Source organism: Actibacterium sp. EMB200-NS6 (assembly GCF_001305615.1).
Classification (GTDB): Bacteria; Pseudomonadota; Alphaproteobacteria; order Rhodobacterales; family Rhodobacteraceae; genus Actibacterium_A; species Actibacterium_A naphthalenivorans.
Window position 1 is genome coordinate 309890 of the sequence record NZ_CP010869.1, and the last position, 20169, is coordinate 330058.

At 65.2% G+C, this 20169-nt stretch carries 20 protein-coding genes; 5 read left to right on the forward strand and 15 right to left on the reverse strand.

Features of this window, described 5'->3' with window-relative positions:
• Nucleotides 1–17: 17 nt before the first annotated feature.
• From TQ29_RS01490 to TQ29_RS01520, 7 genes are all read right to left on the reverse strand, one after another.
• Nucleotides 18–848, reverse strand: coding sequence for a mechanosensitive ion channel family protein (locus TQ29_RS01490; protein WP_255353363.1), 831 nt, complete (start codon nucleotides 846–848; stop codon nucleotides 18–20).
• The gene (locus tag TQ29_RS01495) at nucleotides 845–1138 is read right to left on the reverse strand and encodes a 4a-hydroxytetrahydrobiopterin dehydratase (RefSeq protein ID WP_037206824.1); all 294 of its coding nucleotides are present in this window, start codon (nucleotides 1136–1138) and stop codon (nucleotides 845–847) included. Before TQ29_RS01495 ends, TQ29_RS01490 begins: the two co-directional genes overlap by 4 nt.
• Nucleotides 1135–2319, reverse strand: coding sequence for a GNAT family N-acetyltransferase (locus TQ29_RS01500; protein ID WP_054537748.1), 1185 nt, complete (start codon nucleotides 2317–2319; stop codon nucleotides 1135–1137). Before TQ29_RS01500 ends, TQ29_RS01495 begins: the two co-directional genes overlap by 4 nt.
• A gap of 51 nt (nucleotides 2320–2370) precedes the next feature.
• A complete protein-coding gene (locus TQ29_RS01505; RefSeq protein ID WP_054537749.1) occupies nucleotides 2371–3141 on the reverse strand; it encodes a glycerophosphodiester phosphodiesterase family protein in 771 nt (256 codons plus the stop codon).
• Complete coding sequence (locus tag TQ29_RS01510; RefSeq protein WP_037206819.1) at nucleotides 3138–3602, reverse strand: RidA family protein; 465 nt, start codon at nucleotides 3600–3602, stop codon at nucleotides 3138–3140. Before TQ29_RS01510 ends, TQ29_RS01505 begins: the two co-directional genes overlap by 4 nt.
• A 65-nt stretch (nucleotides 3603–3667) precedes the next feature.
• Nucleotides 3668–4975 carry an HlyD family type I secretion periplasmic adaptor subunit gene (locus TQ29_RS01515; RefSeq protein ID WP_054537750.1) on the reverse strand — a complete coding sequence of 436 codons (1308 nt, stop codon included), beginning with the start codon at nucleotides 4973–4975 and terminating at the stop codon, nucleotides 3668–3670.
• On the reverse strand, nucleotides 4972–6714 hold the full coding sequence (locus TQ29_RS01520) for a type I secretion system permease/ATPase (RefSeq protein WP_054537751.1): 1743 nt from the start codon (nucleotides 6712–6714) through the stop codon (nucleotides 4972–4974). Before TQ29_RS01520 ends, TQ29_RS01515 begins: the two co-directional genes overlap by 4 nt.
• Nucleotides 6715–6898: 184 nt before the next feature.
• Between TQ29_RS01520 and TQ29_RS01525 the strand changes: the two genes are divergently transcribed.
• Both TQ29_RS01525 and TQ29_RS01530 read left to right on the forward strand, forming a co-directional pair.
• Entirely contained in the window at nucleotides 6899–7630 is a 732-nt protein-coding gene (locus TQ29_RS01525; protein ID WP_082386492.1) for a VacJ family lipoprotein, read from the forward strand.
• Entirely contained in the window at nucleotides 7620–8225 is a 606-nt protein-coding gene (locus tag TQ29_RS01530; RefSeq protein ID WP_037206813.1) for a phospholipid-binding protein MlaC, read from the forward strand. The genes TQ29_RS01525 and TQ29_RS01530 overlap by 11 nt, the downstream gene beginning before the upstream one ends.
• A 12-nt stretch (nucleotides 8226–8237) precedes the next feature.
• On the opposite strand, the gene TQ29_RS01535 is transcribed toward TQ29_RS01530, so the two are convergent.
• Entirely contained in the window at nucleotides 8238–10394 is a 2157-nt protein-coding gene (locus TQ29_RS01535) for a transglycosylase domain-containing protein (RefSeq protein ID WP_054537753.1), read from the reverse strand.
• Nucleotides 10395–10657: 263 nt separating this feature from the next.
• Here TQ29_RS01535 and TQ29_RS01540 point away from each other — a divergent pair, with 263 nt between their 5' ends.
• A complete protein-coding gene (locus tag TQ29_RS01540) occupies nucleotides 10658–10996 on the forward strand; it encodes a P-II family nitrogen regulator (protein WP_037206811.1) in 339 nt (112 codons plus the stop codon).
• Between the two features lie 28 nt (nucleotides 10997–11024).
• Nucleotides 11025–12347, forward strand: a complete 1323-nt coding sequence (locus TQ29_RS01545; RefSeq protein ID WP_037206809.1) for an ammonium transporter — start codon at nucleotides 11025–11027, stop codon at nucleotides 12345–12347.
• Nucleotides 12348–12525: 178 nt separating this feature from the next.
• On the opposite strand, the gene TQ29_RS01550 is transcribed toward TQ29_RS01545, so the two are convergent.
• The 5 genes from TQ29_RS01550 to dapA all read right to left on the reverse strand — a co-directional run bounded on the left by TQ29_RS01550 (nucleotide 12526) and on the right by dapA (nucleotide 16523).
• Nucleotides 12526–13710 carry an aromatic amino acid transaminase gene (locus TQ29_RS01550; RefSeq protein ID WP_369817419.1) on the reverse strand — a complete coding sequence of 395 codons (1185 nt, stop codon included), beginning with the start codon at nucleotides 13708–13710 and terminating at the stop codon, nucleotides 12526–12528.
• Nucleotides 13711–13715: 5 nt separating this feature from the next.
• Complete coding sequence (gene sseA, locus TQ29_RS01555; protein ID WP_037206806.1) at nucleotides 13716–14567, reverse strand: 3-mercaptopyruvate sulfurtransferase; 852 nt, start codon at nucleotides 14565–14567, stop codon at nucleotides 13716–13718.
• A gap of 104 nt (nucleotides 14568–14671) precedes the next feature.
• Nucleotides 14672–14962: a hypothetical protein gene (locus TQ29_RS01560; protein WP_054537755.1), complete on the reverse strand. Its 291-nt coding sequence runs from the start codon at nucleotides 14960–14962 to the stop codon at nucleotides 14672–14674.
• 119 nt (nucleotides 14963–15081) lie between these two features.
• On the reverse strand, nucleotides 15082–15558 hold the full coding sequence (smpB, locus tag TQ29_RS01565; protein ID WP_037206899.1) for an SsrA-binding protein SmpB: 477 nt from the start codon (nucleotides 15556–15558) through the stop codon (nucleotides 15082–15084).
• Nucleotides 15559–15647: 89 nt separating this feature from the next.
• A complete protein-coding gene (gene dapA, locus TQ29_RS01570) occupies nucleotides 15648–16523 on the reverse strand; it encodes a 4-hydroxy-tetrahydrodipicolinate synthase (protein ID WP_054537756.1) in 876 nt (291 codons plus the stop codon).
• A gap of 158 nt (nucleotides 16524–16681) precedes the next feature.
• Between dapA and TQ29_RS01575 the strand changes: the two genes are divergently transcribed.
• Entirely contained in the window at nucleotides 16682–18610 is a 1929-nt protein-coding gene (locus TQ29_RS01575) for a lytic transglycosylase domain-containing protein (protein ID WP_054537757.1), read from the forward strand.
• Here the strand turns inward: TQ29_RS01575 and TQ29_RS01580 are convergent.
• Complete coding sequence (locus tag TQ29_RS01580) at nucleotides 18607–19473, reverse strand: DMT family transporter (RefSeq protein ID WP_054537758.1); 867 nt, start codon at nucleotides 19471–19473, stop codon at nucleotides 18607–18609. The two genes, TQ29_RS01575 and TQ29_RS01580, sit on opposite strands and share 4 nt — an antisense overlap.
• Nucleotides 19470–20147 carry a tRNA (5-methylaminomethyl-2-thiouridine)(34)-methyltransferase MnmD gene (gene mnmD / locus TQ29_RS01585; RefSeq protein WP_054537759.1) on the reverse strand — a complete coding sequence of 226 codons (678 nt, stop codon included), beginning with the start codon at nucleotides 20145–20147 and terminating at the stop codon, nucleotides 19470–19472. The genes TQ29_RS01580 and mnmD overlap by 4 nt, the downstream gene beginning before the upstream one ends.
• Nucleotides 20148–20169: the final 22 nt, after the last annotated feature.

Genomic DNA, 20169 nt, shown 5'->3' on the forward strand with positions numbered 1-20169 from the left:
AGGGCGCCCCGCCACCGTCACGCCTCGGCGCGGACGATCGTCTGCGTGGGAAAGGGGATTTCCACCCCCGCAGCATCGAAGCTTTCCTTCACCGCGCGCGTCAGGTCGAATTTCAGGTTCCAGTAATCGGCCATGTCGCACCAGACCCGCACGGTGAAATCCACCGAACTGTCACCCAGGTTCGAAACCTTCACGAAGGGCTCGGGATCTGTTTTCGCCCGTATGTCGCTTGCAATGCACTGGCGGATCACCTGTTCCGCCTGCTTCAGGTCCGAACCGTAGGAGACGCCGAAAACCAGATCGCAGCGCCGCTGCGCGTGGAAGGAATAATTGGTGATCGAGGATGACCAGACATCGCCGTTCGGCACGATGATCTGCACGTTATCGGGTGTCGTCAGCTCGGTGAAGAACAGGGACACTGCCGAGACCGTCCCCGCTTCCCCGGCCGCCTCGATGTAGTCGCCCACCTTGAACGGGCGAAAGCCGATCAGCATGACCCCCGCCGCCAGGTTCGACAGCGTGCCCTGCAGTGCCAGGCCGATGGCCAGACCGGCGGCACCGATCAGCGCGACCAGCGATGTGGTCTGGATGCCGAAACGGCCCAGAATGAAGACGATCGCGAAGACAATGATCGCATAGCGCGCCAGACTGCCCAGAAAGCTCATCAGCGTCGGGTCGAACCGCGGGTTGCGTAGCGGCAGTTCCGTGATCCGCCGTTTGGCCGTGCCGCTCAGCCAAAGGGCCAGAATGACGATCACGAAGGCATAAACCAGGTTCAGCCCCGCGCCGATGACCCATGCGATGTTTTCTTCCAGAAGTTCGGTCAGGTCTTGCAGATCAAGGTTCACGCCAGCTTGTCCATCTTTGTTGCCAGTTTCACATCACGTTCGGATAACCCATCCACGTCATGGCTGGAAAGGGTTACGTTCACCGTCTTGTAGACATTGAACCATTCGGGGTGGTGGTTCCACTTCTCCGCCCAGATGGCGACGCGGGTCATCCAGCCGAAGGCGTCGATGAAGTTCGGGAAGGTGAAGGTTTTGGTGATGGCGTCGCGCCCCTCCACCATCTGCCAGCCCGCCGCCAGCAACGGGGCAAGCGCGGTGGCGCGTTCCTGCTCGGTCAGTTTTTCGTTCATTCGTCCTCCGAGAGTGTTTTGCGGAATGGGCCGTAGCTGGTCAGCACTTCGATCTCTTCGTCCACGGCCTCGCGTTCGGCCTTCAGATAGTCGGCGATGGCGCGGGCAAAGCTGTCATCAGCCACCCAGTGCAGCGAATGCGTGGCCACGGGCAAATACCCGCGCGCCAGCTTGTGCTCGCCCTGCGCACCGGCCTCGACCCGCGACAGCCCGTGGGCGATGGCAAAGTCGATGGCCTGATAATAGCAGGCTTCGAAATGCAGGCAGGGGTGATCCTCGATCGCGCCCCAATAGCGGCCGTAGAGCGTGTCGCGCCCGATGAAGTTCAGCGCGCCGGCGATCGGGCGCCCGTTGCGTTCGGCCAGCACCAGAAGGATGTCGTCGCGCAGCACCTCGTGCGCGATGTCGAAAAACGCGCGGGTCAGGTAGGGGGTGCCCCATTTGCGCGATCCGGTGTCCTGATAGAAGCGCCAGAACGCATCCCAGTGTTTGGGTTCGATCTGGTCGCCGCTCAGCGCGCGGATCGTGCCGCCAAAGCCCCGGGCCGTGGCACGCTCTTTCCGGATGTTCTTGCGCTTGCGCGACGACAGCGAGGCAAGGAAATCGTCGAAGCTGCCGTAGCCCGCGTTTTCCCAGTGGAACTGTTGGCTGATGCGATGCATCAGCCCCATCTTTGTGCCCGCCTCGGCCTCTGCCTCGGTGCAGAAGGTGCAATGCAGCGATGATACACCGTTTTGAAGCGCGAGCTTCACCGCGCCCTGAACAAGGGCCGGCAGCGCAAGCTCTTCATGCCCCGGGCGCAGCAGAAAACGGCGCCCGGTAGCGGGGGTGAAGGGCACGGAGATCTGCAGCTTGGGGTAATACCGGCCCCCCGCGCGCTCATAGGCATGGGCCCAGTTATGATCGAAGATATATTCGCCCTGGCTGTGCGATTTGGCATAAAGCGGCGTCGCGCCGATGGTCACGCCCCCCAGCCGCGCGATCAGATGACGCGGCTGCCAGCCGGTGCCGGGCCCGACCGATCCGCTGTCTTCCAGCGCCTTCAGAAAGCGGTGCGTGGTGAACGGATCGTACGGCCGCCCGCCATCCGCCGTTTCGGGGCAGGCGCAGGCGTCCCACTCCTGTGCCGGGATGTCGGCCAGGCTGGTCAGCACGTCAATCTCGATCCGGGTGTCCCGCATGGGCCCTTTGCCTTGGTTCCTGCTTATTACTTGTGCCGCACTGCGGCGCGGTCAAGCGTCGGGATGGGCGGCGGCGTAGCCCTCGAAGGTCACGTTCTGCGCGATCCGCCGTGCCTGCGCCTCGGCCTGGGGCGAGCGGATCGTCCAGCACAGCACTGCGGCACCGGCTGATTTCAGCGCCGCAACGCGGGCGCGGCCAAGGTCTTTCGCGTTGTGGCTGATGAACGAGGCACCGACCGCATCGAAATCGGCGATCGCGCGCAGCAGGGCGCGGGTGGCGCGGGGCAGGCGCGGCCAGTCCTTCATCTGATAGCCGCAGGTTGTCAGCCCGCGCGGGAGATCGCGCGCGGCCTCGGCCAGGGTGGCCACGGCATGCGGGTTGAACGACATCAGCGCGACATCCCCGCCATAGCCGCGCAGCACGGCGGCGACGGCCCGTTCCAGCGCGCCCACCTGCGGCCCCATCGCGCCGTCCTGATCCTTGATCTCGATCAGCAGGGGCACGCGGCCCGCCACCTCTGCCAGCACCTCGGCCAGGGTGGGGATGCCCTCGTCGCCGCCCAGCAGGCCGATCTTGGCCAGTTCGGACGCCTTGCGCTGCCGGATAGCGCCCTTCGCGCCGGTCAGGCGCTTCAGATCGTAATCGTGAAACACCATCGGTTCGCCATCGGCGGAGGGCTGAATATCGATCTCGATCCCATAGCCGGCGGCCACCGCCGCCCGGATCGCGGCGCGCGAATTTTCGGGCCGGCCCGCCCTGATGTCGTGAAAGGCGCGATGCGCGACGGGGTGGCGCAGAAAGGACGGGGGCAGGGCGATCATCTGATCTGGAAGATCCCCTCGATCTCTACCGCCACGCCGAAAGGCAGCGACGCGGCGCTGACGGCCGAGCGGGAATGGCGGCCCGGCTCGCCCAGGGCGGCGACCAGAAAATCGGAGGCGCCGTTGATCACCTTCGGCTGGTCGCCGAAATCGGGGGTGGAGTTGACGAAACCGGTCAGCTTGACGACGCGGAGCAGCCGTTCCAGATCGCCGCCGCAGGCCGCCTTGAGTTGCGCCAGCAACCCGATGGCGCAGGTCTTTGCCGCCTGCGCGCCCGCCTCCACGGCCATATCCGCGCCCAGCTTGCCCTTGATCAGCCCGTTTTCATCCATCGACACCTGCCCCGACACGAAGACCAGATCGCCGGCCATGACATAGGGCACGTAGTTGGCCGCCGGGGCGGGCGCGTCGGGAAGTGTTACGCCCAGCTCCGCCAGCCTTGCTTCGAATCCACCGCTCATCCTGTCGCTCCTTCTTGCATTCGCGCGAAAGCTAGCGGGGCGGGGCGGCGTGGGAAACCCGGAAATCAGGTCTCGCGGAAGGCCCGGTTGAAATACTCCGCCAGCGGCTTGACCAGATAGGCCAGCGGCGAACGGTCGGCGGTGCGGATGAAGGTTTCCACCGGCATGCCCGGCACGATCTTCAGCTCGCCCAGCTTGTCGGCCTCACCCTCGCTCAGGATGATCTCGGCCCGGTAATAGCTTTGCTGGGTGCGGTCATCCACGAAGGCGTCGGCCGACACTTTGGTGACCTGTCCGAAAAGTTCCGGTGTGGTGCGCGCGTCGAAGGTTGCGAACCGCAGGTTCACGGGCTGGCCCACGAAGACCTCATCCACGTGAATCGGATCGACGCGGGCGGCGATGACCAGCGGCCGGTCTTGCGGTACGAGATACAGCACCGGTTCGGCCGCGCGGATCACCGAGCGGGGGGTGAACACCGTCAGCCCGTAGACGATGCCCGACACCGGCGCGCGGATTTCCAGCCGGTCAAGCTGTTCGAGCAGGGATTGCCGGCGCTCGGCCAGCTCCAGCTCGCGGTACTGCAGTTCGCGCAGCTCGGTGATCGCCTCCTCGCGGCGGGTCGTCTGCAACTTCAGGATCTCGATGTCCAGCTCGGTGATTCGCCCCTGCGCCTGCGCGACAGAGGCGGTCAACTCGCCGACCTCGCCGCGCAGCCGGGCCTCTTCGCGCTGCAGCGACAGCACGCGCGAAGCCTGGGCGAGGCCCTTGTCCAGCAGGCCTTGCTGGGTTTCCAGCTCCTGGCGGATCAGTGCGAGCTGGCTTTCCAGCGCGTCTTGCTGGGCGACGATGCCGATCACCTGATCGGCGATCTGGCCACGGCGTTTCTCAAGCTGCGCGCCTTCCTTCGCGAGGGTTTCGGCGCGGGCGGCGAACAGCCGGCTCTGGCCATCGGTCAGTTCCTGTACCTCGGGGCGGGTCGCGGCGATCTCCATCAGGTCATCGTCGAACCGCACCGATGGCGCCCCGTCGCGCTCGGCCCGCAGCCGCCCGCGCCGGGACATCAGTTCAAAGAGCTGGCTTTCGACGATGGACAGTTCGGAATGCAGCAGCGACGCGTCGAGCGCGATCAGCACGTCGCCCGCTTCGACCAGGTCACCCTCTTCCACCTCGAGCCGCGCCACGACGCCGCCGTCGGGATGTTGCACCACCTGCCGGTTCTGGTCCACCTCGACCCTGCCGCTGGCCACGATCGCGCCCGAGATGCTGGCGACAACCGACCATGTGCCGAACCCGCCGATCAACAGGGCCAGCGCCAGGAACCCGATCAGAAGCGGCCGGCGCGCGGGCCAGGGTGTTGCGTTGGGGCGGGTCATGAGACACCTCCGGTGCCGGTGGATCTTTGGATATCGGAGTGGTTCTTGACCGTGCCGCGCAGCACCTCGTCGCGCGGGCCGAAGGCCTTGCGCGTGCCGCCGTCGAGCACCAGCAGCAGGTCGCATTCCTGAATGGCCGCCGGACGGTGCGCCATGATCAGGATCGACGCGCCCTCGGCTTTCATCTGGCGGATCGCGCTGTTCAGCGCCTGAGAGCCTTCGTTGTCGAGATTCGAGTTCGGTTCGTCCAGCACCAGCAGCACCGGGTCGCCATACATGGCGCGGGCCAGGCCGATACGCTGGATCTGGCCGCCCGAGAGCCGCCCGCCCGCAGTGGTCACCCGCGTGTCATAGCCATCGGGAAGCTGCACGATCATGTCATGCGCCGCCGCTTTCTTGGCCGCGGCCACCACTTTTTCGGCATCCGGCTGCAGTGCCAGCTTGGCGATATTTTCGGCGATGGTTCCGTCGAACAGCGTCACCCGCTGGGGCAGATAGCCGATATGGCTGCCCAGCACATCGGGATCGTATTGATCGAGCGTGGCGCCATCCAGCCGGATGCGCCCGCCGGCCGGCCGCCAGACCCCGGTCAGAGCCCGTGCCAGCGTTGATTTTCCCGATCCCGACGGGCCGATCACGCCCACGGCCGTGCCCGGCTCCAGGCTGAACGACACCATCCGCAACGAGGCCTGATGTTCGCCCGGCGGCACGACGGTCAGCTGTTGCACGTCCAGCTTGGCCTTCGGGCGGGGCAGGGCGGTGCGCGGTGCCTCTTGCGGCACGTCCGACAAAAGCTCTCCCAGGCTGCGCCAGCCCTTGACCGCGGTCTGCAGCAGGGCCCATTGGCTGATGGCCAGCTCGACCGGTGCCAGTGCCCGGCCGAGCATGATCGATCCGGCGATCATGCCGCCGGCGGTCATCTGCCCTTGCAGCACCAGAAAGGCGCCCAGGCCCAGCATCGCCGACTGAAGGAACATGCGCAGCGTCTTGGTGAGTACCGAAAACCCGCCGGCGCCATCCGACGCGGAAAGCTGAAGCTGCTGCGCGCGCAGCCGCGCCTGCTGCCAGCGCGAAAAGGCCGCGCCCTGCATGCCGAGGCTGCGCACGGTTTCGGCCTCTGAGCGCAGCTGCCCGGCCATGTGATCGGCCTGCGCGGCGGCGGTGCCGGCCTCGAGCACCGGGTTTCTGGTGCGGATCTGGTTCAGCAGCGCGATGATGACCAGCGTGACCCCGCCCCCCAGCGCAAGCACGCCTAGCCAGGGCTGGAACATGAAAATCGCGAGCAGGAAGAAGGGCGTCCACGGAACATCAAAAAACGCCATGAGCGCGGGCGAGCCCATCAGCCGCTGCACCGCCTCCAGCTCGCGCAGCCCGTTGCCGGAGGATTGCGTGCCCTTGGCCAGCGCCGCCTGCCGCAACACGGCGGAAAAGACCCGCCCGTCAAGCAGCGACTGGAACCGCGCCGCCGCGCGCGCCATGACGCGCCCGCGGGCATAATCCAGAAGGCCCATGATCAGAAACAGAAAGGCCACCAGGATCGACAGCGCCAGCAGGGTCTCTTCGGACCGGCTGCTGAGCACCCTGTCATAGACCTGAAGCATATAAAGCGGCGCGGTGAGCATCAGCAGGTTGACGAACGTGCTGAAGACCAGAACAGCGGCGAAAAGCCCGCTACCGGACCGCCGGGCCGCGCGCAGTTCCCTCAGGCCGTTGGACGGGTTCGAGTGTCGCTCTGCCATTCACAGTTCCGCTTCTTGCGTGCCATTGATGCAAAGACCCGCCTATGTCACCTGTTCGCCACAGCGCGCAGTTGCATCACCATTCGCTCTGGGCTTCTTTAGCCTCATAACTATGTTGCACTGATCAATGAACCCCATCTTGAGTTTTCCATTGTTTAATCCCACACAAAAATGCAACGTCCGTATGCTGCGTTGGGCCGCCGTCCTTGCGGCTGGGCTGCTTTCCGCCTGCTCGTCGCCCGAAGGGGCGGCAGAGTTTCATGATCCGTTCGAAGAGCAGAACCGCGAGGTTCACAACGCCAACCGGGATCTGGACAGGACCGTGGTGCGCCCGGTTTCGCGTACTTACGGTACGGCTGTTCCGGCGCCGGTGCGCAAGGGGGTCAGCAATTTCTCGTCGAATCTGGATCTGCCCGGCATGGTCGTGAATGACCTGCTGCAGTTCCGCCCGGTGGATGCCATGACCAATGCCGCGCGGTTCCTGTTCAATTCCACCGTCGGTATCGCCGGTCTGTTTGATCCGGCAACGTCGATTCACCTTTACGAACGGGATACCGATTTCGGCGAAACCCTGAATGTCTGGGGTTTCGGCGAAGGCGCCTATGTGGAACTGCCGCTGCTGGGTCCATCGACCGAGCGGGACGCGGTGGGCAAGATCGTGGATGTCGCCCTGAACCCGACTCGGCTGTTCCTGCCCGTGGGGGTGCGGAACACGGGCACCGGGGCGGGCATCGCCAAACAAATTGGTGATCGGTACGAGTATTCGGATACGGTCGATTCCGTCCTATATGAAAGCGCAGACAGTTATGCCCAGGCGCGGCTCTTGTACCTGCAGAACCGCCGCTTTGAACTGGGCGCCAACAGCGAATCGGAACCTGACTATGCCGACCCCTATGAGGATCTCTATGCTGAATAACCCAAGCCGCCGCGCAGCCCTGGCTGGCCTGATCGCCCTGCCTGCCGCATTTGCGCTGCCCCGTTCGGCCTTTGCCCTGAACACCGCCGAGGCCCGCGCGCTGATTGACGGGCTGGTGGCCGAAATCAACCGGGTGATCAATTCCGGCATGTCCGAAGCGAAGATGTTCGTGGCATTCGAGAATATCTTCATCAAATATTCGGATGTGCCGATCATCGCGCGCTCCGCGCTTGGCATCGCCGCGCGCAGCGCGACCCCCAGCCAGATGGAGGCTTTCACCGTCGCGTTTCGCGGTTATCTCTCGCGCAAGTACGGGCGGCGGTTCCGCGAGTTCATCGGCGGGCGGCTGGAAGTCAACGAAGCCCGCGCCGTCAAAAGCTTCTACGAGGTCAAGACCACCGCCTATCTGAAAGGCGAGGCACCGTTCGACGTGACCTTCCTCGTCTCGGACAAGAGCGGCCGGGATCTGTTCTTCAACATGTATATCGAAGGCGTGAACATGGTCGCCTCGGAGCGGACAGAGATCGGCGCGATGCTGGATCAGCGTCGCGGCAATATCGATCTGCTGACCCAGGACCTGCGAAAGGCGGGCTGAGCCGCCACAGGCTCAGCGTTTGCCCAGTATCGCGTCCAGCACCTCGCGCAGGATGCGCTCGGGCTGATTGGCCGCCGGCCGGCCCGTCGTGCGGGCCGCGGTGTTCTGCGGCGCGGGCGCGGCGACCGGCGCGGGCACATCCATCGGCAACGGTGACGCCGGCAGCCCTTCATGCACCCGTACCATGGTTTCGTGCCATATCTCCGCGGGCAGCCCGCCGCCGGTCACGCCGGTCAGCGGGGTGTTGTCGTCATAGCCCATCCAGACGCCCGCAACGTAGTCGGCGGTGAAGCCGATAAACCAGGCATCGCGCGCGGCCTGAGTCGTGCCGGTCTTGCCCGCGGCCTCGCGCCCGGGCAGTTTGGCGCGCTGGCCGGTGCCGCCTTCGATCACCTGATTCATCATGTAGGTCAGGCCGCGCGCCGCCTTTTCCGTAATCACACGCTCGCCCATGCCGCCCTGCTGATCGAACAGCGGCGTGTCATCGCCCTGAAGGCGCAGCTCGATCAGGCCATAAGGCTTGACGCTGCGCCCGCCGTTCAGGATGCCGGCATAGGCGCCCGTCATCTCAAGCAGAGTCGATTCAGAAGTGCCGAGCGCCAGCGCGGGGCCCGGCGCCAGATCACTCTTGATTCCGAATTCCGAGGCGATCACCCGCACATTCTCGCGCCCCACCGATTCCGAAACCCGGACGGCGGGGATGTTCAGCGAATGTTTCAGCGCTTCGGTCAGGGTGACCTTGCCCTTGAAATCCTTGGTGTAATTGCGCGGGGAATAGGGGCCGGAGCCGGGAACGTTGATGGTGATCGGCTCGTCCACCACGGTGGCGTTGGGCGTAAAACCAAGATCGAGTGCCGCGGCATAGACGAAGGGCTTGAAGGCCGATCCGGTCTGCCGCAGCGCCATTGTGGCGCGGTTGAAGGCGCCCGACACCCTGGTCTTGCGCCCGCCGACCATGGCGCGCACGGCGCCGTCCGCCGACATCACCACAATCGCCGCCTGCGCCTTTGATCCTTCACGCACCTTGTTTTCGAAGATGAAATTCATCGCGTCTTCGGCGGCCTGCTGCAGGCGCGGATCAAAGGTGGAGCGGATGATCACGTCTTCGGTGGTGTCGCGGGTCAGAAAGGAGGGGCCGCTTTCCATTACCCAGTCGGCGAAATAGCCGCCGGCACGGGCGGCGGCGGCGTCCGACAGCTCTGCCGGGTTGGCGCGGGCATCGGCGGCCTGGGCGGCGGTCAGATATCCCTGATCCTCCATCAGCCCGACGATTACGTTGGCCCGGTCCTGCGCGCGCTGCAGGTTGTTCGTGGGCGCGTAGGTCGACGGAGCCTTCAGCAGCCCGGCCAGCATCGCCGCCTCTGCGGCGTTCACCTTGTTCGCGGATTTGCCGAAATAGCGCTCGCTCGCGGCCTCGAAGCCGCGCGCGCCGGCGCCCAGATAGGCGCGGTTGAGATAGATCGTCAGAACTTCGTTCTTGGTGTAGCGCACCTCCATCGCCATGGCATAGACCGCCTCCTTCACCTTGCGCCAAAGCGTGGTGCGGCGGCAGTCAGCCTCATATTCCGCCTCGCTTTTCCACAGAGCGGCGTCAAAGGGCACGCCGAGGCACAACAGCTTTGCGGTCTGCTGCGTGATGGTCGATCCGCCATTGCCCGACAGCGGCCCGCGCCCTTCGCGCAGGTTGATGCGCACGGCGCTGGCGATGCCGCGCGGACTGACCCCGAAATGTCGGTAGAACCGCTTGTCTTCGGTCGCGATCACGGCGTTGCGCAGCGCGGGGGCAACGGTTTCGGCGCTGATCTGCCCGCCGAACTGATCGCCGCGCCAGGCAAACACCGTGCCGTACCGGTCAAGCAGCGTGACAGAGCCGCGTGTGCGGGCGTCGAGCAGCTCGGCCACAGGGGGCAGGGTCGAATGAAAATAGAACACCGCCGCCGCAAGCAGCATCGCCAGCACCGCGCCCATGCGCCAGGTCAGCCGCCAGACAAGGCGCAATATCCAGCCGAAAATGCTCTGAAAAAAGGCGATGATCGGATTTCGCGACCGTTTCCCGGGCTTTCTGGGGCGCCGCGCTGCCGAACGGGCCGGCTTGGCCGCCGGCTTTTTGCGGGCGGTCGGCCGGCGCTCTGCCACGAGCGCGGGTTTCTTCTTGCCTGTACCGCTCATGCGGACCTCGATTTTGTTTCTTCTGTTTGGCTGCAGGATACCCCGCCCCGCCGGATTTGTGGAGCGACGACGGCGCCCAGTTTCCGCCTTTTTATTTTGCACAAAAAACGCGCACCATGCCCAAAATGTGCAAAAGTTGTGCATGTCGTGGGCGATTCTGTCGCCAGATCGTTACACGATTTCTTGAGTCGTCGGCGGTAAGGCGTCCTTGTTGCCGACGTGAAATCCCCGCAGGGCGACCTGCCAAACGGAAGGGAAACGACGTGAAACTGATCATTGCAGCAATCAAGCCGTTCAAGCTGGAGGAGGTAAGGGAAGCCCTCACCGCCATCGGCGTACGCGGCATGATGGTGACCGAGATCAAGGGCTTCGGCTCGCAGTCCGGACACACCGAAATTTACCGTGGCGCGGAGTACGCCGTAAATTTCGTACCCAAAGTCAAGCTGGAGATCGTGGTTACCGCCGCGATGGCCGACCAGGTGGTGGACACCATCGCGACCACTGCCAAAACCGACAAGATCGGCGACGGCAAGATCTTTGTCCTCGACGTGAGCCAGGCGGTTCGTGTGCGTACGGGCGAAACGAATGATGATGCGCTTTGAGACGCTCTCGGGAAAGGATGTAATGCAAATGAAACTGACCAAGATCCTCACGCTCGGGGCCACACTTTCGCTAGTGTCGTTGCCCGTGCTCGCGCAGGAGGCCGATGTAACGCCTCCGAACGAAGAGATCGGCTATATTTTTACCACGTTCATGTTCCTGGTCACCGGCTTCCTGGTGATGTGGATGGGCGCGGGCTTCTCGATGCTCGAGGCCGGCCTCGTGCGCACCAAGAACGTGACCATGCAGCTGATGAAGAACGTTGCTTTGTTCTCGATTGCCGCGATCATGTACTATCTGATCGGTTACAACCTGATGTACCCCGGCGATGGCTGGTCCATTGACGGTGTTCTTGGCGCCTTCGCAAGCACCTCGCTCGAGCCGGTGGGCGGCAGTGCCGACACGGATCTGACCTATGCGTCGGTCGGGTCGGATTTCTTCTTTCAGCTGATGTTCTGCGCCACCACCGCGTCGATCGTTTCGGGCACCCTGGCCGAGCGGATCAAGCTGTGGCCCTTCCTGATCTTCACGGTCATCCTGACCGCGCTGATCTACCCGATCCAGGCGTCCTGGAAATGGGGCGGCGGTTTCCTTGACGCCAACTACGGCTTCCTGGACTTCGCCGGTTCCACCGTTGTGCACTCGGTTGGCGGCTGGGCGGCTCTGGCCGGCGCGCTGATCCTTGGTCCGCGTATCGGCAAGTACAAGGACGGCAAGACCGTTCCGATGCCGGGCTCGAACCTGACGCTGGCGACACTGGGCATGTTCATCCTGTGGCTGGGCTGGTTCGGCTTCAACGGCGGTTCGCAGCTGTACATGGACACGGCCGGTAACGTCGCCGACATCAGCCGTATCTTCGCCAACACCAACACGGCGGCAGCCGGTGGCGCGATCGCGGCGCTGATCCTGACGCAGGTGCTCTACAAGAAGCCCGACCTGACCATGGTGCTGAACGGCGCGCTGGCCGGTCTGGTGTCGATCACCGCCGAACCGCTGACCCCGTCGCTGGGCGCGGCGACGCTGATCGGTGCTGTCGGTGGCATCCTGGTGGTCTTCGCGGTGCCGATGCTGGACAAGCTGAAGATCGACGACGTTGTCGGCGCGATCCCGGTTCACCTGGTCTGCGGTATCTGGGGCACCCTCGCGGTGGTTCTGACCAATGGCGACGCCACCCTTGGCGGCCAGCTGATCTCGATCATCATCGTCGGTGTCTTCGTCTTCGTGGTGTCCGCCATCGTGTGGTTCATCCTGAAGATGACGATGGGCATCCGCGTTCCGGAAGAAGACGAGATCAACGGGCTCGACATGGCCGAACTCGGTATGGAAGCGTATCCGGAATTCTCGAAAGGCTGACATCCCTTCCTGTCGGTCTGAGATCAACTGCCCGGGCGTTCGCGCCCGGGTTTTTTTCATGCTTGAACGCCCGTGGCTTCTTTTTCGTGTAAATATCCCCGCCGGAGGCAAGGAAGTTTCTGTCAGGGCATCAGAGTCAATGCCTCCGGCGGGGATATTTCAGCGAAGATGAAAGCCTTCAGATACCGCAGGCGGCGATCGCGGTGGCGAGGGCCGGGACGGTGGCGGGGCTGAGGCCCGCGATATTCATCCGGCTGTCGCCCACCATGTAGATGCCATGCTCGTCGCGCAGCCGCGCGACCTGCTCCGGTTTGGCGCCCAGGCGCGAGAACATGCCGCGATGCTGGGCGAGAAAGCCGAACCTGTCGGATCCGGTTCGCGCCCGCAATTCGTCGGCCAGTTGCCGGCGCAGGCCCAGCATGGAGGTGCGGATGTCTTCAAGTTCTGCCTGCCAGTCGGCGCGCAGGGCGGGGCTTTCCAGTACCATGGTCACCAACCGCGCGCCGTGATCCGGCGGGAAGGAATAGGTCAGGCGGTTGAGCGCGGCCAGATTGCCCTGAACAACGCCCTGCGCCGCCGCATCCGGCGTCACTGCCAGCACAATGCCCGTGCGTTCGCGGTAGATGCCGAAATTCTTGGAACAGCTCGCCGCGATCAGCGTGTCGGGGCAGGCAGCCGCGACAAGCCGCGTGGCGGCGGCATCTTCTTCGAGGCCATCGCCGAAACCCTGATATGCCAGGTCAATCAGCGGCAATGCGCCGGTCTGCGTCAGCAGGCGCGCGACCTCCTGCCATTCGGGCAGGGTCAGGTTGGCGCCGGTGGGGTTGTGGCAGCAGCCGTGCAGCAGCACCACGTCGCCGGGGGCGACCCGTGCCAGATCTTCCATCATGGCGCTGAAATTCACCGCGCGGTTTTCGGCATCGAAATAGCGGTACACATTGCTGGCCAGGCCGCACTTGCCGATGATCGGCACGTGGTTGGGCCAGGTCGGGTCGGAAACCCAGACCGTGGCCCCGGGTGCGGCGCGTTTCACCAGATCAAGCGCGATGCTCAGCGCGCCGGTGCCGCCCACGGTGGCCGCCGCCGCGACGCGGGTGTGATCGACCGCATCGCCAAGCACCAGATCGCGCATCACCTTGTGAAACCCGGGATCCCCCGCGAGCGAGGTGTAGCTTTTGCTGGTTTCATCCTGCCAGAGCTGCTTTTCGGCGGCTTTCACCGCGCGCATGACGGGCGTTTGTCCGGCGGCATTGCGGTAGACGCCGACGCCGAGATCCAGTTTGACCGGGCGGGGATCATCGCGGAACAGCGCCGTGAGTTTCAGAATCTGGTCTTCGGGCTGCGGGTGCAGATGGCTCAGAATGCGGCTCATCCCTTTGCCACCTTCAGATCGCCATACATGCCCCATTCGGCCCAGGAGCCATCATAGAGCGCGTGGTTGCGATGCCCGATCCGCTCCAGCCCCAGGTTGAGGATCGCGGCGGTGACGCCTGACCCGCATGTGGTGATGGCGGGTTTCGACAGGTTGACGCCTGCGGCCTCGAATTCCGCCGTCACGGCCTGCGTGTCCTTCATCGTGCCGTCCTCGTTCAGCAGCCGTGTGAACGGCAGGTTCCGCGAATTCGGGATGTGGCCGGCGCGCAGACCGGGCCGGGGTTCGGGCACCTCGCCGCGGAACCGCTCGGCCGCGCGGGCATCGATGATTTCGTAGTCGCCCAGCTTGGAGGCCGCCGCCACCTGCGTGACGTCCTTGATCAGCCCGGCCTGGCGCTGCACGGTCATGTGCCGGTCGCGCACCATGGGCGGCAGATCCTCGACCGGGCGCCCTTCGGCCTGCCATTTCGGAAAGCCGCCGTCCAGCACCGCGATATCCGTCTTGCCCATCAGCCGGAACAGCCACCACACGCGCGCGGCCGAGAACAGGCCCAGCCCGTCATAGACCACCACCTGATGCCCGTCGCCGACGCCCATGGCGCGCATCCGGCTCATGAATTTCTCGACCGGGGGCGCCATATGCGGCAGGGCCGACCGGTGATCGCTGATCTCGTCTATGTCGAAGAAGCGCGCGCCGGGGATGTGGGCCGCCTCGTACTCGGCCTTCGCATCGCGGTTCATGTCGGGCATGTACCACGAGGCATCGAAGATACGCAGGTCCGGGTCGTTCAGATGGGCGGCCAGCCAATCGGTGGACACAAGGGTTTGGGGATCATCTGTGGGCATCTGGGCCTCCGGCACGGGCGATTGTCCGCCTTTGATTAATCTTCTGCCGGGTCCGAAGCAAGGCCGGGCGCCCGCAGGTGGTGCGGGACCCGGCCGGGGTTGTCTTACTTGGCCATCATATTCCTGACCACGCCGACCAGTGCCATCACCACGGCACCGCCAACGCCGCCCGAGGCGACCTGCCCGACGATCGCGCCGATATCCAGCCCGCCCGCCGCCGCCGCATCGGCCATGCCGCCGGTGCCGAGCGCCGCCAGGATCTGCCCGCCGATCCCGCCCCCCACGATGCCCGCGACGGAATTGCCGACCGTGCCCAGACTGAGGTTCTTCAGAAGCCCGCCGGCAACATTGCCGCCGACAGCGCCGGAAATCAGGCTGATGATGAGTTGTTCCATGATATTGTCCCTTGCCTACGGGCCAATGTCATTGTTGTTGTGTGCGAAGTCCGGCCCCCCCTTCGACCCGGACAGTATGCCACAGTATGGCGGAAACGCGGCAGGGGATGTTTGCGGGCCTATTCCCCGTGGCGCAGAAGGCGGGCCTTCTGGCGCTGCCAGTCGCGCTTGGCTTCGGTCGCGCGCTTGTCCTGATTCTTCTTGCCCTTGGCGATGCCGATCTTCAGCTTGGCAATGCCCTTGTGATTGAAATACAGCACCAGCGGCACCAGGGTCATGCCCTTGCGCTGGGTATCGCTCCACAGCCGCGCGAGTTCCTTGCGCGAGACCAGCAGCTTGCGCTTGCGCCGTTCTTCGTGCCGGAAGGTCTTGGCCTGTTCATAGGGCGGGATATAGCTGTTGATCAGCCACAGCTCGCCCTCTTCGACGTTGGCGTAGCTTTCGGCGATATTGGCGCCGCCCTCGCGCAGCGCTTTCACCTCGGAGCCATGCAGGATGATGCCGCATTCTATGTCATCCTCGATGGCATAGTCGTACCGCGCGCGCCGGTTCTCGGCGACGACCTTGTAGTTGGGGTCTGTCTTTGCATTGGCCATGGTTGCACGGATATAGGGCATCGCACCGGGCGGGGAAAGGCGGCTTTGGCATATGCCGCCCCGCCCGCCAAGGCGCCGGTGGGCGCGTGTTAGTTCAACAGCCCCGCGTGCCGCATCGCATCATCGATCTTCGCGCGGGTGGGTTCGGACACCAGAGTCAGCGGCGAGCGGACCTCTTCGGCGCATTTGCCAAGCCGCGACAGCGCGTATTTGGCTCCGGCGACGCCGGGTTCCAGGAAGATCGCCAGATGCAGCGGCATCAGCCGGTCCTGATAGTCGAGCGCCTTGGCATAGTCGCCGGCCAGCGTCGCCTCCTGAAATTCGGCGCACAGGCGTGGCGCAACGTTTGCGGTGACAGAGATGCAGCCGCGGCCGCCGTGGGCATTGAACCCCAGTGCGGTGCCGTCTTCACCCGACAGTTGAATGAAATCGGTGCCGCAGGTGATGCGCTGTTGCGGCACGCGGCTCAGGTCTCCGGTGGCGTCCTTCACCCCGATGATGCGCGGCAGCTTTGACAGTTCGCCCATCGTCGCGGGCGACATATCCACGGCGGAGCGGCCGGGGATGTTGTAGATGATGATCGGCAGTTCACAGCAGTCATGCGCGGCGGTGAAATGCGCGATCAGCCCGGCCTGGGTGGGCTTGTTGTAATAGGGTGTGACCACCAGCGCCGCATCGGCGCCGACCTTTTCGGCATGCTGCATCAGGCGCACGGTTTCGGCGGTGTTGTTGGAGCCGGCCCCGGCGATTACCGGCACCCGGCCCGCGGCGGCCTGCACCACCTCTTCGACCACCATTTCATGCTCGGCATGGCTGAGGGTCGGGCTTTCGCCCGTCGTGCCCACCGGCACCAGCCCGCGGGAGCCTTCGGCGATATGCCACTCAACCAGCGCCTTCAGCGCAGCGCGATCCACGGTGCCGTCCTTGAACGGCGTCACCAGGGCTGGAATGGACCCTCTGATCATGACACGCTTCCTCCTGTGATTCAGTGGCGTGGGGTGAGTCGCCCCATTGCAAACGCGGCGGACCCTAGCGGCCCTATGGGGGCTTGCCAAGTTTGTGTATTGCAGCCTGATAGGGCGAAGTGAGAGTTTTGGCAAATCATCTGACTTTGCGGGTTCCCATGCGCATCTCCGGCCTTGTTCTGTTTCTTGCCCTGCTTCTGGCATTCCCCGCGATGGCGGGCGATGTGCCGTTGACGCAGGTCATGCGCGATGTGCGCGCCGACAAATGGGATATGGCCCGCGCCCGTGCCCGTGGCGAAGGCCGGGTCGTGCGCGACATCGTGGAGTGGCGCTATCTGCGCGCCGGCGAAGGCGCGTTCGATGACTATCGCGAGTTTCTTGCGCGCAATCCCGACTGGCCGGGGCTGGACCGGATGCGCGCGCGTGGCGAAGGCAAGATCGGGGCGGATGTCGCCCCGGCGGAGGTGCTGGAGTATTTCGCCGAAAATCCGCCGGTGACGGGCCTTGGCGCCGTGCGCCTGGCCCTGGCCTATGCCGCGCTTGGCCGCAGGGGCGACGCCGAGGCGCAGGCCGTGCTGACCTGGCGCAGCCTGCCGCTGTCGGACATGACCCACGCCATCCTTCTGGATGAGTTTGGCCCGCTTCTGGCCCCGCATCATGTGGCCCGGCTGGACGCGATGCTGTGGCGGGGCGATGCCGCTTCGGCCCGGCTGATGTTGCCGCTGGTGCCCGAGGGCTGGCGCACGCTGGCCGTGGCCCGGATGACCCTGCGCAATCAGGGCCCCGGCGTCGACAAGCTGATCGCCGCGGTGCCGGCCGACCTGCAGGATGACGCGGGCCTGGCCTATGAGCGGTTCGGGTGGCGGGTCGCCAAGGGGCGCTATGACGATGCCGCCGTCCTGCTGGATGATCGCAGCACCGCCGCCGACCGGCTTGGCCAGCCCGAGCGCTGGGCCAACTGGCGGCGCATCCTGGCGCGCCGCGCGATGCGCGAGGGCAAGGTCGAACTCGCCTACCGCCTGGCCGCGCGTCACTACCTGACCGAAGGCGCCGATTTCGCCGATCTAGAATGGCTGGCCGGGTTCGTCGCGCTGCGGCTGAAACATCAGCCGGAGCTTGCGCTGACCCATTTCCGGCGTTTCGACGCGGGTGTGGAAACCCCGATCAGCCTTGGCCGCGCCGGCTACTGGCAAGGCCGCGCGCTCGAGGCGCTGGGGCGCCTGCCCGAGGCGCAGGCGGCCTATGCCAGCGGCGGGCAGCACCAGTCCGGCTTTTACGGTCAGCTCGCCGCCGAACGCGCCGGCCTGCCGATGGACCCGGCCCTGACCGGCGGCGAAACCTACCCCGACTGGACGACAGCCCCCTTCGCCGGCTCCTCCGCGCTGAAAGCCGCGCTGTTGTTCGTGCAGGCGGGCGAACGCAACCTGGCGGAGATGTTCATGACCCATATCGCCGAAACCGCCGGGCCCCAGGGCCAGGCGCAGCTTGCGGGTCTTGCCCTGTCGGTGCATGAGCCGCATATCGCCCTGCGTATCGCCAAGGTCGCCGCGGGTCAGGGTACCATCCTGCCGCGCGCCTATTTCCCGCTGACCCGGCTGACCGCCGCGAAGCACCCCGTGCCGGACGAGCTGGTCCTGTCGATCGCCCGGCGCGAAAGCGAGTTCAACGCCAGCGTCGTCAGCGGTGCGGGGGCGCGCGGGTTGATGCAGCTTATGCCGGGCACGGCGCGGTCGGTGGCGCACAAGCTTGAAATCGCCTATTCCAGCGACGCGCTTTTGACCGATCCGGAATATAACGCCCGCCTCGGCGCGGCGTATCTGGCCGAGCTGGTGGAAGAGTTCGGTGACAATTACGTGCTGGTCGCGGCCGGCTACAACGCCGGCCCCAGCCGCGCCCGGGCCTGGATCGCAGAGCGTGGCGATCCGCGGTCGGCCGGAACCGATGTGATCGACTGGATAGAGATGATCCCCTATCGCGAAACCCGCAACTATGTGATGCGGGTGATGGAATCGCTGCCCATCTATCGCGCGCGCCTGTCCGGGCGGGCAGCGGCCCTGCGCCTGTCGGAAGAGCTGCACGCGGATTAGGCGCCGCGCCGGCCATTCCACAGGGTGAACAGCCCCGCGCCGATGACGATGACCGCGCCGATGGCCACGTTCGGCTCCAGCCTTTCGTGAAATACAGACAGTCCGATGGCAGTCGCGAACACCAGTTGCAGATAGGCGAAGGGCTGTACCGCGCTGGCCTCGGCGACCTCATAGCACCGGATCAGCAGGTAATGCCCCAACGCGCCGGTGATGCACAGCAGGCCCATCCAGCCCCAGTCGCCCATACTCATCGGCTGCCAGTGCCACAGGCCGATGCCGGTCATCGCCACGGCGCCGGTCGTGCCGGTCCAGAAGAAACTGGTGGCGGAGGTGTCGGCCCGCGCGGCATAGCGCGTCAGCAGCCCGTAAAGCGCGAACATCAACGCGGCGGCCAGCGGAACAAGTGCGGCGGGGGCGAACACGCGATACCCCGGTTCGAGGATGACAAGCACCCCCACAAAGCCGGTGCCGATCGCCACCCAGCGCGGCCAGCCGACCTTTTCGCCCAGAACAGGCCCCGACAGCGCCGCGACAAGCAGCGGATAGCTGGTGAAAACCGCGTGGCTTTCCACCAGGCCGAGCACCACGAAGGCCGTGACCATCACGCAGATCTCGGCCGCCAGCAGCAACCCGCGAAATATCTGAAGCACCGGCTGGCGCGTGGCAGCCGCCGCCCGCACGCCGCCCGCCTTGCGCGCCGCCACCACGATAACGAATCCGGCGAAGAACCAGTAGCGGATCATCACGATCATCAGCACGTTGTACTGGCCGGCCAGATGGCGCGAGATCCCGTCCTGCAGGGCAAACACGAAGGTCGTGACAACCATCAGCAGGATGCCGAGCCGGGTGTTCTGTTCGGTCATGCGGGCATCCGCCCCACCGTCATGTGACGCTTGCGCCCGAAGCCTGAACGCCGTTCAACCTCAAACCCGGCCGCGCCCAGGGCGCGGCGCACATGGCCCGCCGCGGTATAGGTGGCCAGCGTGCCGCCCGGCGCGGTATTGCGCGCGACAGCGCCCATCAGTTCCGTATCCCAAAGCTCGGGGTTCCTGGCCGGGGAAAATCCGTCAAGAAACCACGCATCGGCCCGCCCGCCCCAGCGCGGCACAGTCTCGCGCGCATCGCCGACAATGATCTCCGCACGCAGGTCACCGGTCTCGAACACCGGCTGCCCGGCGGCCCAGGCGGCCAGAAACGGCCCGGCCACGGCCTTGGCCTCGGGAAAAGCGTCAAGCGCGCGGGATATGTCATCGGGGCACATCGGAAACGCCTCGAAACTGGTGAAACGCAGCGCGCCTTTCTGCCCGCTGTGCCGCCAGGCGATCAGCGCGGCCAGCATGTTCAGCCCGGTGCCGAACCCGAGCTCTGCTATGTGAAAGCCCGGGGCGAAGCGCGCGGGCAGATCGTTGCCCGCCAGAAACACATGGCGCGTCTCCTCCAGCCCGTTCTCGAGCGAGAAATAGGGATCGTCAAAGCGGCGCGACACCGGCGTGCCGCCCTCTTTCCACTCAAGCTCTGCCGGCTGGTCTGTTCGCATGGGATGCCTTAGACGAAGGACG

Excerpts from the sequence above, each read along its gene's own strand:
- smpB (WP_037206899.1), bottom strand. The coding sequence starts at position 15,558 with ATGGCCAATGCAAAGACAGACCCCAACTACAAGGTCGTCGCCGAGAAC.
- TQ29_RS01520 (WP_054537751.1), bottom strand. The coding sequence starts at position 6,714 with ATGGCAGAGCGACACTCGAACCCGTCCAACGGCCTGAGGGAACTGCGC.
- TQ29_RS01515 (WP_054537750.1), bottom strand. The coding sequence starts at position 4,975 with ATGACCCGCCCCAACGCAACACCCTGGCCCGCGCGCCGGCCGCTTCTG.
- TQ29_RS01530 (WP_037206813.1), top strand. The coding sequence starts at position 7,620 with ATGCTGAATAACCCAAGCCGCCGCGCAGCCCTGGCTGGCCTGATCGCC.
- TQ29_RS01505 (WP_054537749.1), bottom strand. The coding sequence starts at position 3,141 with ATGATCGCCCTGCCCCCGTCCTTTCTGCGCCACCCCGTCGCGCATCGC.
- TQ29_RS01535 (WP_054537753.1), bottom strand. The coding sequence starts at position 10,394 with ATGAGCGGTACAGGCAAGAAGAAACCCGCGCTCGTGGCAGAGCGCCGG.
- TQ29_RS01495 (WP_037206824.1), bottom strand. The coding sequence starts at position 1,138 with ATGAACGAAAAACTGACCGAGCAGGAACGCGCCACCGCGCTTGCCCCG.
- dapA (WP_054537756.1), bottom strand. The coding sequence starts at position 16,523 with ATGATCAGAGGGTCCATTCCAGCCCTGGTGACGCCGTTCAAGGACGGC.
- sseA (WP_037206806.1), bottom strand. The coding sequence starts at position 14,567 with ATGCCCACAGATGATCCCCAAACCCTTGTGTCCACCGATTGGCTGGCC.
- TQ29_RS01575 (WP_054537757.1), top strand. The coding sequence starts at position 16,682 with ATGCGCATCTCCGGCCTTGTTCTGTTTCTTGCCCTGCTTCTGGCATTC.
- TQ29_RS01545 (WP_037206809.1), top strand. The coding sequence starts at position 11,025 with ATGAAACTGACCAAGATCCTCACGCTCGGGGCCACACTTTCGCTAGTG.
- TQ29_RS01580 (WP_054537758.1), bottom strand. The coding sequence starts at position 19,473 with ATGACCGAACAGAACACCCGGCTCGGCATCCTGCTGATGGTTGTCACG.
- TQ29_RS01500 (WP_054537748.1), bottom strand. The coding sequence starts at position 2,319 with ATGCGGGACACCCGGATCGAGATTGACGTGCTGACCAGCCTGGCCGAC.
- mnmD (WP_054537759.1), bottom strand. The coding sequence starts at position 20,147 with ATGCGAACAGACCAGCCGGCAGAGCTTGAGTGGAAAGAGGGCGGCACG.
- TQ29_RS01510 (WP_037206819.1), bottom strand. The coding sequence starts at position 3,602 with ATGAGCGGTGGATTCGAAGCAAGGCTGGCGGAGCTGGGCGTAACACTT.
- TQ29_RS01560 (WP_054537755.1), bottom strand. The coding sequence starts at position 14,962 with ATGGAACAACTCATCATCAGCCTGATTTCCGGCGCTGTCGGCGGCAAT.
- TQ29_RS01525 (WP_082386492.1), top strand. The coding sequence starts at position 6,899 with ATGCTGCGTTGGGCCGCCGTCCTTGCGGCTGGGCTGCTTTCCGCCTGC.